This is a genomic window from Ruegeria sp. BF10 (assembly GCF_056538725.1).
The window spans coordinates 1,921,395-1,933,670 of sequence record NZ_JBQFTR010000001.1 but is presented as its reverse complement, the minus strand read 5'-3'; the positions used below and the strand labels follow the sequence as shown (position 1 = coordinate 1,933,670).

At 59.3% G+C, this 12,276-nt stretch carries 14 protein-coding genes; 6 read left to right on the top strand and 8 right to left on the bottom strand.

Annotated elements, in window-relative coordinates:
• Nucleotides 1-25 precede the first annotated feature (25 nt).
• Nucleotides 26-427, bottom strand: coding sequence for a MerR family transcriptional regulator (locus ACR0DJ_RS09730; RefSeq protein WP_117869542.1), 402 nt, complete (start codon nt 425-427; stop codon nt 26-28).
• A gap of 271 nt (nt 428-698) precedes the next feature.
• Entirely contained in the window at nt 699-1,067 is a 369-nt protein-coding gene (locus ACR0DJ_RS09725; protein ID WP_152457425.1) for a MerR family transcriptional regulator, read from the bottom strand.
• Nucleotides 1,068-1,182: 115 nt separating this feature from the next.
• Here ACR0DJ_RS09725 and ACR0DJ_RS09720 point away from each other — a divergent pair, with 115 nt between their 5' ends.
• Genes ACR0DJ_RS09720 through ACR0DJ_RS09710 form a run of 3 tightly spaced genes read left to right on the top strand, consistent with a single transcriptional unit; the run spans nt 1,183 to nt 3,441 of the window.
• On the top strand, nt 1,183-1,602 hold the full coding sequence (locus ACR0DJ_RS09720; RefSeq protein WP_257600304.1) for a PaaI family thioesterase: 420 nt from the start codon (nt 1,183-1,185) through the stop codon (nt 1,600-1,602).
• Nucleotide 1,603: 1 nt separating this feature from the next.
• Nucleotides 1,604-2,122 (top strand): PaaI family thioesterase, encoded by a 519-nt coding sequence (locus tag ACR0DJ_RS09715; RefSeq protein ID WP_425077936.1) that lies wholly within the window; start codon nt 1,604-1,606, stop codon nt 2,120-2,122.
• Between the two features lie 2 nt (nt 2,123-2,124).
• Nucleotides 2,125-3,441, top strand: coding sequence for an MATE family efflux transporter (locus ACR0DJ_RS09710; RefSeq protein WP_480684728.1), 1,317 nt, complete (start codon nt 2,125-2,127; stop codon nt 3,439-3,441).
• Here the strand turns inward: ACR0DJ_RS09710 and arsC are convergent.
• The 4 genes from arsC to ACR0DJ_RS09690 are packed head-to-tail and all read right to left on the bottom strand — an operon-like array spanning nt 3,438 to nt 5,597.
• Nucleotides 3,438-3,779, bottom strand: coding sequence for an arsenate reductase (glutaredoxin) (gene arsC / locus ACR0DJ_RS09705; protein WP_480684727.1), 342 nt, complete (start codon nt 3,777-3,779; stop codon nt 3,438-3,440). The two genes, ACR0DJ_RS09710 and arsC, sit on opposite strands and share 4 nt — an antisense overlap.
• On the bottom strand, nt 3,776-4,834 hold the full coding sequence (locus ACR0DJ_RS09700) for a quinone-dependent dihydroorotate dehydrogenase (protein ID WP_480684726.1): 1,059 nt from the start codon (nt 4,832-4,834) through the stop codon (nt 3,776-3,778). The genes arsC and ACR0DJ_RS09700 overlap by 4 nt, the downstream gene beginning before the upstream one ends.
• A complete protein-coding gene (locus tag ACR0DJ_RS09695; protein WP_480684724.1) occupies nt 4,831-5,262 on the bottom strand; it encodes a DUF1330 domain-containing protein in 432 nt (143 codons plus the stop codon). The genes ACR0DJ_RS09700 and ACR0DJ_RS09695 overlap by 4 nt, the downstream gene beginning before the upstream one ends.
• Nucleotides 5,259-5,597, bottom strand: coding sequence for a DUF952 domain-containing protein (locus tag ACR0DJ_RS09690; protein WP_480684723.1), 339 nt, complete (start codon nt 5,595-5,597; stop codon nt 5,259-5,261). The genes ACR0DJ_RS09695 and ACR0DJ_RS09690 overlap by 4 nt, the downstream gene beginning before the upstream one ends.
• 107 nt (nt 5,598-5,704) lie before the next feature.
• On the opposite strand from ACR0DJ_RS09690, the gene ACR0DJ_RS09685 reads away from it, so the two are divergent.
• The 3 genes from ACR0DJ_RS09685 (at nt 5,705) to mnmH (ending at nt 9,732) form a co-directional block, all read left to right on the top strand.
• Nucleotides 5,705-7,279: a bifunctional metallophosphatase/5'-nucleotidase gene (locus tag ACR0DJ_RS09685; protein ID WP_480684722.1), complete on the top strand. Its 1,575-nt coding sequence runs from the start codon at nt 5,705-5,707 to the stop codon at nt 7,277-7,279.
• Between the two features lie 687 nt (nt 7,280-7,966).
• Nucleotides 7,967-8,632, top strand: a complete 666-nt coding sequence (locus tag ACR0DJ_RS09680; protein WP_170347222.1) for an SOS response-associated peptidase — start codon at nt 7,967-7,969, stop codon at nt 8,630-8,632.
• Nucleotides 8,633-8,679: 47 nt separating this feature from the next.
• Entirely contained in the window at nt 8,680-9,732 is a 1,053-nt protein-coding gene (mnmH, locus tag ACR0DJ_RS09675; RefSeq protein WP_480684721.1) for a tRNA 2-selenouridine(34) synthase MnmH, read from the top strand.
• Here the strand turns inward: mnmH and selD are convergent.
• Both selD and ACR0DJ_RS09665 read right to left on the bottom strand, forming a co-directional pair.
• Nucleotides 9,723-11,882: a selenide, water dikinase SelD gene (gene selD / locus ACR0DJ_RS09670; RefSeq protein WP_480684719.1), complete on the bottom strand. Its 2,160-nt coding sequence runs from the start codon at nt 11,880-11,882 to the stop codon at nt 9,723-9,725. The genes mnmH and selD overlap by 10 nt on opposite strands.
• A gap of 5 nt (nt 11,883-11,887) precedes the next feature.
• Complete coding sequence (locus ACR0DJ_RS09665) at nt 11,888-12,274, bottom strand: Na+/H+ antiporter subunit G (protein WP_480684718.1); 387 nt, start codon at nt 12,272-12,274, stop codon at nt 11,888-11,890.
• Nucleotides 12,275-12,276 lie beyond the last annotated feature (2 nt).

Here is a 12,276-nt window from a genome sequence, read left to right as displayed (position 1 = left end):
CATATGTCCGGATGACAGGTCGAGGTTACTCGGCTGCCTTCTTTTCCTGTTTCATCGAGGCGATGACTTTCTCGCCCCAGCGCAACTGCTCTTTCAGATCGTCGATGGCCTGCGTCAGCTCTTCGCGGCGCGATTCCATGTCCTCCAGACGCTCGCACGCGATTTCATAGGTGCGGGTCATCTGCGTGACCTGCTGGTCGCCGACATGGTACAAATCCAGCAGTTGCCGAATTTCTTCCAGGCTGAAACCAAATCGTTTGCCGCGCAGGATCAGTTTGAGCCGCGCCCGATCACGCTTGGTGAACAGACGTTTCTGGCCTTCACGGATCGGGAACAGAAGTTCCTTGGCCTCATAGAACCGCAAGGTGCGTGGTGTGACATCATAGGTCTCGCACATCTCGCGGATGGTCATCACATCTTCGGTCATTCGTCATACTCTCGTCACTGGCGTCATGAGATATGAGTTGCGCAGTTGATACGCGCTTTACAACACGAGAGTGACGTTTACGTAATCCAGACGCTGCGTCATTTCGAAGTTGACGTAACATCCGGTCACGTAAGCATGGTCTGACGCAATTTTCTTTCCGTTACGTCATGCGGTTTTTCCCGCCAAAGCTGTCGCAATTGCGGAAACACTGCGCATTTGTTTGCGCGGATTCAGGGTGATCAATTTGGTTTTTCGGACTCGGAAGACGCGACTATCCCAACGACTTGGCCGTCTGGTCGCGCAGACGCTTGAGTTCGTCCATGGCTTCATCCAGTTGCTGGCGCTGCTGCTGAAGCTCGTTCATCTGGCGATCCGCCATCTCGACGAACGTGGCCATCTGCGCCTCATTGCCCTGATCTTCGTAGATCAAAAGCCATTGGCGAATCTCTTCCAGGGGGAATCCGAACTTGCGGCCGCGCATGATCAGCTTCATCCGCGCGCATTCACGCGGGCCGTAAAACCGGGACCGACCTTCACGGTCCGGTTGCAAAAGCTCGATGTATTCGTAATAGCGCAGAGTGCGCGGGGTCACGTCGAACTCGGCGCACATCTCTTTGAATGACAAACGGTTGTTGGACATTCCCGATCTCCTTGTCAGCAACCTAGGCGGTCCCGATCCCAAGCGCAACAGGTGGGCTTGCCCTTTGCGGAAACAGCGGCTCATAAAGGACGGGCAGAGAACAGGACGCAAACCTATGGTCGACAAGACAGTTTTAGCCCGCCAGTTTATCGAGGCGATCCCCCACGCGCGGGCATTGAACCTCAAGCTCACGCAGATCGGCGAGGGCGAGGCAGAGATCACGTTGCCCTACAATGAGGATCTGATCGGTGATCCGCGCACAGGGGTGATTCACGGTGGGGCGATTTCCACAATTCTGGACACTTGCTGCGGTGCTGCCGTGATGAGCCACCCCTCGGCCCCCGGCGGGACAGCCACGATCGACCTGCGAATTGACTACATGCGCGCGGCGACACCGGGTCAGACGATTACGGCGCACGCCGTCTGCTATCACATCACGCGGAACGTGGCTTTTGTACGAGCGACGGCTATGGACGACGACAAAGACCTGCCGGTGGCCACGGCCTCGGGGTCTTTTACGGTTGAGGGGAAATAACATGGCAAGACCTCGTCCCGAACCAATGCAGGTGGTCAAGCAGCGACGCGATGCAGCGTTGCGTGCGCTGGTTGACGGTGTGCCTTACATCCGCTTTCTCAATATCAGCTTCGACCGGCGCGGGGATGAACTGACCGGTGTTCTGAACTTCGATGACAAGTTGATTGGCAACCCGTTCCTGCCTGCGATTCACGGCGGTGTAACCGCGGCATTCCTCGAAGTGACCGCTGTCATTACCCTTAGTTGGGAGCATTTGTTCCCGCGTATCGAAAGTGGCGAGATCGACGGAGAGGCCATTGTGACCGACCCGAATATCCGCTTTCCCAAAACCATCGACTTTACCGTCGACTACCTGCGTTCGGGCCTTCCACGGGATGCATATGCGCGTGCCTTTATCAGCAGATCCGGGCGGCGGTATGCCTCGGTCCGGGTCGAAGCCTGGCAGGACAATCATGCGAAACTGTTTGCGCAGGCTTCCGGACATTTCCTGATGCCGCAACCCCCCAGAGATCAGAGCTAACCATGCAGGACGCCTCGGCGCCCATTACGCACAGGCGGGTGTTGAAGATCGCGGTGCCGATTGTCCTGTCGAATGCCACCGTGCCCATTCTGGGTGCGGTGGATACGGGCGTGGTCGGGCAGATGGGCGAGGCGGCCCCAATCGGGGCGGTCGGCATCGGCGCTGTGATCCTGTCCACAGTCTATTGGATTTTCGGTTTCCTGCGGATGGGAACCACCGGGATGGCGGCGCAGGCACGCGGGGCAGGCGATATCGTTGAAACCCGGGCGCTGCTGATGCGCGGTCTGATCCTGGGAGGCGCGGCAGGGCTGTTTTTTATCCTTGCGCAAGTAGCCGTGTTTTCGGGTGCCTTCGCGCTTTCCCCGGCAAGCCCCGAAGTCGAAGCCCTGACCCGGTCCTACCTGGAGATTCGCATCTGGGGGGCACCTGCCACCATCGCGTTATATGCCGTTACCGGCTGGCTGATTGCCGTCGAGCGTACGCGCGGCGTGTTCGCCCTTCAGGTCTGGATGAACGGGTTGAATATCGTTCTCGACCTGTGGTTCGTTCTTGGGCTTGGCTGGGGGGTCGAGGGAGTTGCCATTGCCACCCTGATTGCAGAATGGACAGGATTGGCATTGGGGTTATGGCTTTGTCGGGATGGGTTCGCAGACGGAATCTGGCGTGATTGGGCGCGGGTGTTCGATGCTGCCCGGCTGCGGCGCATGTTGCAGGTCAACGGTGATATCATGCTGCGTTCGGTTCTGTTGACCGGATCGTTCACCACATTCCTTTTTGTTGGCTCGGATCTGGGTGACGTGAATCTGGCCGCCAATCAGGTCTTGCTTCAATTTCTTGAAATCACCGCCTTTGCGCTTGATGGGTTTGCCTTTTCCGCCGAAGCGCTGGTCGGAGGCGCAGTCGGGGCCAGAGACAGGTATCAGGTGCGTCGCGCCTCGGTCATGGCCTCGCAATGGGGTGTTGGGGGGGCGCTGTTGCTGGGAACGGTTTTCTTCTTGGCCGGCCCGGCGCTGATCGACCTGATGTCAACTTCACCGCAAGTGCGTGAGGCCGGACGCGAATACCTGTTCTGGGCTGCAATCGCCCCGGTGATCGGAGTGGCAAGCTGGATGTTCGACGGTATCTACATCGGTGCCACCTGGACCCGCGCCATGCGCAACGCGATGATTCAGTCAGTGGCGATCTATGTGGTCGCACTTTTCATACTGGTGCCGAGTTTCGGCAATCACGGCCTGTGGGCCGCGTTGATGGTTCTCAACATCGCACGTGGGGTGACAATGGGCTGGCGCTATCCCAAGCTTGAGGCACAGGTCGCCTAGAGCAGCGTCAACAGGTTTTCCGGCGGACGCCCGATGGCGGCTTTGTCTCCGGCAATTGCCAAAGGCCGCTCGATCAGGATCGGGTTTTCGGCCATGGCACGGATCAGGTCTTCGTCGGGCGAGGTTTTGGCCAGCCCCAGTTCCTTGAACCGTTTTTCGCCCGTGCGCATCATTTCGATGGGCGACAGCCCAAGGGCGGATTGCGCAGCGCGCAACTCGTCTATTGACGGCGTGTCTTCCAGGTATTTTCGTACAGAGATCTGCGCACCGTTTTCTTCCAAAAGCGCCAGACCGGCGCGGGATTTGGAACAGCGGGGGTTGTGCCAGTATTCGATCACAGCCAATCCTCTCGTTTGCTGCCGACAGCTTGCGATACGGTGTCAAAACCGTCACGCGCCAGCAAGTCATCCAGCCCTTCGGCGATGTCGGCCGCCAGGGAAATGCCGCCATACACCATCGCGGTATAGAACTGCACAGCCGATGCCCCGGCACAGATCTTGGCATAGGCCTGCTCGGCATTGCTGATGCCGCCCACGCCTATCAGGGGGATATCCCCGTCCGTAAGTTTGCTCAGCCGCGCCAGTACACGGGTGGACTTTTCAAACAATGGGGCGCCCGACAAACCACCGGTTTCGTCTTTGTGTACGCTGCGCAAACCGTCGCGGGACAGGGTGGTGTTGGTGGCGATCACAGCGTCCACCCGGGTTTCGCGGGCGACCTCGGCGATGTCCTGCAACTCCGCCTCGGTGAGATCCGGTGCGATTTTCAGGAAGATCGGCAACGGGCGCGGCAGCGCATCGCGCGTCTCGATCACACCGCTCAAAAGCGCAGTGAGTGCGGCTTTGCCCTGCAAATCCCGCAACTTTTCCGTGTTCGGGGATGACACGTTGACGGTCGCAAAATCCAGATATTCGGCACAATGGGCCAGCACTTTTACAAAGTCGCCGGCGCGGTCTTCGCTGTCCTTGTTCGCCCCCAGATTCAGGCCGATGACCGCGTCTTTTGGGCGGTGTGCCAGCCGTTTGGCCATCACCTCCATGCCTTCGTTGTTGAAGCCAAAGCGGTTGATGGCTGCCCTGTCCTCGGTCAGGCGAAACAGGCGGGGTTTGGGGTTTCCCGGTTGCGGGCGCGGCGTGACCGCCCCGACTTCGACAAAACCGAACCCGGCGCGGGACAGCGGGGTCAGAACCTCGCCGTTTTTGTCGAACCCGGCAGCCAGCCCGACCGGGTTCGGCAGGTTCAGCCCGGCAACGACGGTTTTCAGGCGCGGCGTCGTTACCGGCCCCGGTGCGGGTGCAAGCCCGGACTTCAACGCCTTGATCGACATCCCGTGGGCGGTCTCGGGGTCCATGCGGTGCAGGGCGGCAAGGCCCAGTTTCTCCAACAGTTTCATCCGAACGTCGCCCCGGCTTCACCTGAACCGCATCGGATCAGGCGCGACGTTTCCACCGCCGCCTGACGATGGATCACCGCCGCCCGATAGACCGGGTCAGTGACCATTTCCAGAAATGCATGTGCCGTCGGATAGCGGGCAATGAAAACGACATCCCATGCCTCGTCCGCCGGTCCAATCAGGGTTGCTTCAAACACCCCACGCCAGAGGATGCGCGCCCCGATGCGTTCAATGATCGGAGCGGTTTCAGCCCCGTAGTTCTGATAGGCTTGCGCTCCGGTCAGCCCTGCATTTGCCAGCTCATGCGCGGTTGGGTACTGCGCCTTGGCCCGAAACTTCACCAGATTGAGCATTTCGATCGGCATGTCCCGATCCAATGCCTTGAAGGCCTCGAACTGGTCGCGGTCCGGGTCGATGTAAGATGTCATGTCATGTCCTCGGGAAACTGGTGCGCGGTGCCGTCAAAGGGCAGAGGGCGTGACCAGACGACATCGCTCATCCGGATCTGGCGATAAAGGTGCGGGAACAGGGCACCCCCGCGCGAGACCTCCCATTTCAGGTCGTCGCCCATCGCGTCTGCGTCACAGGCCAGCAAAACCAGACCATCGACACCGGCAAAATGTTTGGCTGCGGTTTCAGCGGCTTGTTCAGCGGTGGAAAAGTGGACAAACCCGTCAGCGACATCAATCGGTGCGCCGTCCGAGGCACCCTGGTTCTGCAAGGCGGCCCACTCTTCGGCTCGGAAAATCTTGTAAATCAGCATACGGACCTGATGCCCCGCGCCGAAGATGGAATCAAGTCGGATTTCTTCTTTGACTCTCTGCCGTCATGCGCGCACGATCACCACAAATAACAACTGGGAGTACCATGATGCAGACCCGAATTTTGACTTCAGTCGCGGTTCTGGGCCTGACCGCCGGAGTTGCGGCAGCCGACTACAAGTTGACAATTTTGCACACCAACGATTTTCATTCTCGTTTCGAGCCGATCAACAAATACGACAGCGGATGCGACGCGGAAGACAATGCCGAAGGAAAGTGCTTTGGTGGATCGGCGCGCCTAGTCACTGCCGTGAAAGACGCACGTGATCGTGCCGACAATTCGATTCTGGTGGATGGCGGCGATCAGTTTCAGGGGTCTCTTTTCTACACGTATTACAAGGGCAAGGTCGCTGCCGAGTTCATGAACAAGCTGGGCTATGACGCCATGACCGTGGGCAACCACGAGTTTGACGACGGCCCGGAAGTGCTGCGTGGCTTTATCGACTCGGTCGATTTCCCGGTCCTGATGTCCAATGCCGATATTCGCGACGAAGAGCTTCTGACCGACCACATCAAGAAATCTACTGTGATCGAGGTGGGTGGCGAACAGATTGGCCTGATCGGGCTGACGCCGATCGATACGCATGAACTTGCGTCGCCCGGTCCCAACGTGACCTTTTCAGACCCGGTACCGGCTGTTCAGGCCGAGGTCGACAAGCTGACGGGCGAAGGCGTCAACAAGATCATCGTGCTCAGCCATTCGGGCTATGGCGTTGACCAGCGTGTCGCGGCAGAGACAAGCGGGGTCGACGTGATCGTTGGCGGGCATTCGAACACCTATCTTTCGAATGCATCGGACAAGGCCGTGGGCCCGTATCCCACGGTGGTCAACGGTGTGCAGATCGTTCAAGCCTATGCCTACGGCAAGTTTCTGGGCGAACTGAACGTCACGTTTGATGACGACGGCAATGTGGTCGAAGCCGTTGGTGAACCCTTGATCATGGACAACACCGTGACCGAGGATCAGGCCGCATTGGATCGGATCGCCGAACTTGCTCAGCCTCTGGATGAAATCCGAAACAAGGTTGTCGCCAGCGCGGCCGAGGCCATCGAGGGGGACCGCTCTGTATGTCGTGTACAGGAATGCCAGATGGGTAATCTTGTTGCTGATGCGATGCTGGCGCGGGTTGCCGATCAGGGTGTACAGATTGCCATCGCGAACTCGGGTGGTTTGCGGGCGTCTATCGACCCCGGAGACGTGACCATGGGTGAAGTGCTGACCGTGCTGCCGTTCCAGAACACGCTGTCCACTTTTGAGATCAACGGGCAGACCGTTATTGACGCGCTGGAAAATGGCGTCAGTCAGGTGGAAGACGTGAAGGGGCGTTTTCCTCAGGTCGCTGGCCTGCGCTTTACCTGGGATCCCAGTGTAGCGCCGAACGAAGGGCGTATCATTGATGTGATGGTCGCCGAAGGCGATGGGTTTGTTCCGATCGACCCGAACAAAACCTACCTGGTCGTAACCAACAATTACGTCCGCAATGGTGGCGATGGGTATTCGATGTTCGAGGGCGATGACAAGAACGCCTATGATTTCGGTCCGGATCTTGCGGATGTAACCGCGGAATACCTGGCGGCAAATGCTCCGTATCAGCCTTATGTTGATGGGCGCATCAAGCAGTAGTGACTCTGTTTTCGAAAAGGACAAAAGCCGCGTCATCATGATGCGGCTTTTTTGCTTCCACGGATCAACTGAAATCGTATTCCGGCCAGAGTTCCGAGCCCAGGCCGTCAAGCATCGGTTTGATCTGATCCGCGACCTCGCGCCAGCCCCGGATTGACTTGGACGAACCCCTGGCGGTTGGCAAGCTTGCACGCGTTTTTGCAGGCACTTCCGGGTTGTCGGAGTTTGAGGCCAGTTTGCGGGTGGTGAACCGGGCAATTGACCTCCAGTTTCCCCCTCACGCCTACTCTCGTCCATGACCCGCACAAGGTCCCGGTGGTCTGGGAATTGTATTTCCTTTTCGGGTATCAGCCAAGGCACGCGTTACCTGATCCGTGTGTATCAGCGCGTTCGCCGATTTCTCGGCAAACTGCGGATCATCGGGCTTTGTCCACGAGGCTTCAGTGAAATGTGAGCAGGGCTTTCCTTACAGCTTCACCCCGGTCAAAACGAAGCCGGAAAAGGCTTGATAGTCCGAGTTCTTCGGGAACTTTTTGAGCCCCCGTGGGGTCTTTTCAGTACCTGTGGACGCTTGTCAGCCTCCCAAAAGGCCGCCGCTTTGCTCTTGTGGGATCGCGTTTTCTGGTTTTCCATGCAATCCAGTAAGGTCCTGTGTCAGAACCAGGATTGGAACGGTGGTCCATTACCATGTGCGGACGGTTTGCAATAACTCTTCCCAATGACGCGATGGCGCAGCTGTTTTCCGCGCGCCCGGCTAATGCGTTGCCAACCGTCCCGAATTTCAACGTGTGTCCGACAAATCAGGTGCATGTGGTGCGGGGTGGTGAATCAGGCCGTCATCTGGATGCGCTGCGCTGGGGGTTTTTGCCACATTGGTACAAGACGGAAACTGCCGGCCCGTTGCTGATCAACGCACGTGCCGAGACTTTGGCGGAAAAGCCCGCCTTTCGCGATGCCTGCCGATCACGCCGCTGTCTGATTGTCGCAACAGGGTTTTACGAATGGACCAAGACGGACGAGGGAACGCGCTTGCCCTGGTACATCCATCGCAGGGATGGCGCCCCCATTGCTTTTGCAGGGATCTGGCAGGACTGGGGGGTGGATGAAAACCGTCAGGGCACCTGTGCCATCGTGACAACGGCGGCCAACGAAAACCTTGGCACCATCCATCATCGGATGCCGCTGATCCTTGAACCCGAGCACTGGTCATTGTGGCTGGGTGAAGCGGGAAAGGGGGCTGCTCGTCTGATGCAGCCGGGGGCAGAGGATGTGCTGACGTTTCATCGCGTTGATCCGGTCGTGAACTCGAACCGGGCCAGCGGGCCTGATCTGATCGAGCCTTTGCACGTGTGAGGGCGTGCGGCCTTTCCTTTGCAAACGCGGCAAGCTAGACCTTCGGCATGGCTCTGAACTTTCCTGATCTGACACAGCTTTACGCCCATGGTTTTGACACAGTCATCGATGTGCGCAGCCCGGCAGAGTTCGCTGAAGATCATCTGCCTGGCGCGATCAACCTGCCGGTTCTTAACAACGAGGAACGCGCCCGTGTCGGGACCATGTATGTACAGGAGAGCCCGTTTCTGGCGCGCAAACTCGGGGCCGCACTGGTGTTCCGCAATGCGGCCAACCACGTCGAGCAACATCTAAGCCACCATGAGGGCAGCTGGCGCCCTCTGGTCTATTGCTGGCGCGGCGGACAGCGTTCCGGGTCGTTCACATGGATGCTGCAACAGATCGGCTGGCGGGCGGATGTGATCGAGGGCGGCTATCGCACCTACCGCAGGCTGGTGAATGCGTATTTGTACGATGATCCGTTGCCACATCGGTTGGTGGCGCTGGATGGCTATACCGGAACGGCCAAGACAGAATTGCTGGCACTTTTGCAGTCACGCGGGGTGCAGGTTCTGGACCTCGAAGCACTGGCCAATCACCGAGGGTCCCTGCTGGGGGAAAGACCGGGCGGGCAGCCCAGCCAGAAAGCTTTTGAATCGGCTCTGGCTGGGGCGCTTTGTGCGATGGATACGGCGGGCCCGGTTGTCATCGAAGCGGAATCTTCCAGGATCGGCAGCCTGATACTGCCACCCAGCCTGTGGAACGCTTTGTGCGCAGCCCCGCGGGTGAACATCTCGGCTCCGCTCGAGGCGCGTGCCGCCTATCTGGTTCAGGCCTATGATGACATCCTGTCAGACAGCGACCGGTTGCGAGAACGGCTGTCGCCGCTGCGTTCTCATCGTGGGCACGAGGTTGTTGATGGTTGGGTGCAGCTGATCAATGCAGGTAAAAAACAGGTGCTGACCCGGGCCCTGATGGAGCAGCATTACGACCCGGCATACGCAAAGTCGCGGCGGTCTCGTTCCGTCGAGGTGCTGGCCGATATTGAGATCGCCGTTCTGAGCGACGCCGGCCTGAGCGAGGCAGCGACCCGGATCGAAACCCTGCTGGATCAGCTTTGAAGACGCAGCCCCGGTGCTTCGGTGAGTTCGCCGATTGCCATGGCTGGATAGCCAGCGTTCTTGAGGTCTTGCAGGACGGTATCGGCATCCTTTGCCGCGACCGCGGCCAGCAGGCCGCCTGCTGTCTGCGGGTCGAACATCAAGGCGGCTTTGCCCTCGGCGGGCAGGGCAGGTGCTATTGCCCGGTTGTCTGCAAAAAGGGTTGACCGAACACCCCGGTCCGTCAGCTCCTGCGCGCCATCCATCACGCCCACGGCACCCAGGTCCATCATGGCCCCACATCCGGAAGCGTCACAGATGCCTTGCAGATGTCCGGCCAGACCAAACCCGGTCACGTCGGTCATCGCATGGGCCCCGGCCAATATGCGGGCCGCCTTGCCCTGCGGCTGCACCATCTGCTGGTAGGCTGCGGCGACCCAGGCACCATTGGCCTGGCCGGCCATCTCGGCCGCCATAAGAACACCGCTTCCTATGGGTTTGGTCAGGATCAGACGATCCCCCGGTTGCCCGCCCGCCAGTGTGATCGGGGCGGATTCGCACAACCCGGTCAGTGTGAAGCCGATCGTCATCTCGTCACCCATGGAGCTGTGTCCGCCCACAATCTCGGCACCGGCGTCCCGCATGACGGCTCCTGCGATCGACATGATTTCCGACATGGTTCGGCTTTGCAGGGCAGAAGACATGCGCGGCAAGATGATGGTTGCCGTGGCTGCCTGAGGCGTGGCCCCCATGGCCCAAATATCGCCTAAGGCGTGAACAGCCGCGATACGGGTCATAAGCGCAGGATCGTTGGTGAAAGCCCGCAGGTGATCGGATGTCATGACCTGCTGAACTCCGCCCGTCTGAAGCAGAGCAGCGTCATCGCCGGGCAGGGGGGTGATGTCCGGGCGAATGGGGGCGGGCTGCGATTTCAGCGCAACCTGCAATGCACCCCGCCCGACCTTGGCACCGCATCCGCCACACATCGGTTTTTCACCCAGCGCCTCGACAAGTCCGGCGGCACGTGCGCGCGGCAGCGCAGGGGGCCTCATCTGCGGCAGGTCCCGGAACTTGTTCATGAAGGTCTGGTCGATGTGGTTCTTCCATTGCCACATCATCGCTCCGCTGTAGGACAACCCAAACCGCTCACCCAGCGCTGATTTGCCGCCCAGCGAAATTAGTTTCAGGTAATCTTTCTGCGGGACATATCTGCGCATCCGCCCAGCCCCCAGCGCCGCGCGCAGATTGTCGAACAGAACCGGTGCTTCGCGCACTGCATAAACTCCGGCCTTGGGTCTGGGATTGTCCGTCAGATGGGCGCAATCACCGGCGGCAAAAACCACGGGATCGCTGGATTGCAGGTAGCTGTTCACCCGGATGAAGCCATCCTCAAGGTCCAGCCCGGTCTTTTCGATCCAGTCATACGGGCGGGCTCCGGCCGCTCCTGTCACGAAATTGGCGGGAATTGTGCGCCCGTCCTGCAATGCGACGTGATCCGAAGCGATCCGGCTGATTGCCGCGTTTTCGATCACCTCTACACCAAGATTCCGCATGGCTTGCCGGATCGTCGCTGCCGCCTTGGGTTTGGTGGCCGTCAGGGCGAAGGCATTGTCGATCAGTGTAACCTGTGCTGTCCGACCTTTGGCCCTGAGCGCGTGAGCCATCGCCATGACCAGTTCAACTCCGGCGACTCCACCGCCGATTACGACGACCGAGGCAGGGCCGCTGCCTTCCAGATAAGCCGCCCACTTTGCCGCGAATGGCCCCAGTGGTTTGGCCGGTACCGCATGTTCCGCAAAGCCGGGCATTGCGGGCATGTCCGACGTGATGCCAACATTGACCGATGCCACGTCGAAACCAACCGGAGGATGCCCGGGAACATGGATTTCCTGACGATCGGTATCGAGTCCGTCGGCCGAGCCCAGAATGACCCGTGCGCCTGCAAAACGCGCCAGTTTGACCAGATCGATGTCCAGTTCCCACCGGTCATAGTGCCCTGCGATGTAACCTGGCAACATTCCGGAATACGGGGCCGTCGGGCCGGGGTTGATCACGGTCACCCGCGCCCCGGGCAAAGGGTTCATCCCCCATTTGCGCAGCAGCAGCGCGTGGGTGTGACCTCCGCCAACAAGAACCAGATCGCGGGTCAGGGGCAGTGGGGGAATATGCATAGGTTTCAATTCGCGCTATGGTCCGGGACGTCCTCGACCTGCTCGACGGCGTGGGTGGCCCAAAGCTCATCCTCGCCAGCATCCGGCAGGTCTTCTGGTATTTCATGACGGTGTATGTGCCATTTTGCAATGAACAGGGCCGTGATCGGAGCGGTCAGGAACAGGAATAGCGTGATGAGCAGTTCGTGCAGGGACAGCTTTCCTTCCAGAAAAACAGAATGTGCGATCGAGGCCAAAAGCACGCCACCCACCCCCAAGGTCGTTGCCTTGGTCGGCGCGTGCAGGCGGGACATTGGGTCTTTCAACTTGATCATGCCAAAAGACCCGACAAAGCCGAAGATACCCGAGACAATCAGGAAAAAGGCGATCAGCAGTTCCACGATGAATGTCATCC

Coding starts and splice junctions, on each gene's coding strand:
- ACR0DJ_RS09730 (WP_117869542.1), bottom strand. CDS start 427: ATGACCGAAGATGTGATGACCATCCGCGAGATGTGCGAGACCTATGAT.
- ACR0DJ_RS09725 (WP_152457425.1), bottom strand. CDS start 1,067: ATGTCCAACAACCGTTTGTCATTCAAAGAGATGTGCGCCGAGTTCGAC.
- ACR0DJ_RS09720 (WP_257600304.1), top strand. CDS start 1,183: ATGGTCGACAAGACAGTTTTAGCCCGCCAGTTTATCGAGGCGATCCCC.
- ACR0DJ_RS09715 (WP_425077936.1), top strand. CDS start 1,604: ATGGCAAGACCTCGTCCCGAACCAATGCAGGTGGTCAAGCAGCGACGC.
- ACR0DJ_RS09710 (WP_480684728.1), top strand. CDS start 2,125: ATGCAGGACGCCTCGGCGCCCATTACGCACAGGCGGGTGTTGAAGATC.
- ACR0DJ_RS09700 (WP_480684726.1), bottom strand. CDS start 4,834: ATGAAACTGTTGGAGAAACTGGGCCTTGCCGCCCTGCACCGCATGGAC.
- ACR0DJ_RS09695 (WP_480684724.1), bottom strand. CDS start 5,262: ATGACATCTTACATCGACCCGGACCGCGACCAGTTCGAGGCCTTCAAG.
- ACR0DJ_RS09690 (WP_480684723.1), bottom strand. CDS start 5,597: ATGCTGATTTACAAGATTTTCCGAGCCGAAGAGTGGGCCGCCTTGCAG.
- ACR0DJ_RS09685 (WP_480684722.1), top strand. CDS start 5,705: ATGCAGACCCGAATTTTGACTTCAGTCGCGGTTCTGGGCCTGACCGCC.
- ACR0DJ_RS09680 (WP_170347222.1), top strand. CDS start 7,967: ATGTGCGGACGGTTTGCAATAACTCTTCCCAATGACGCGATGGCGCAG.
- mnmH (WP_480684721.1), top strand. CDS start 8,680: ATGGCTCTGAACTTTCCTGATCTGACACAGCTTTACGCCCATGGTTTT.
- selD (WP_480684719.1), bottom strand. CDS start 11,882: ATGCATATTCCCCCACTGCCCCTGACCCGCGATCTGGTTCTTGTTGGC.
- ACR0DJ_RS09665 (WP_480684718.1), bottom strand. CDS start 12,274: ATGACATTCATCGTGGAACTGCTGATCGCCTTTTTCCTGATTGTCTCG.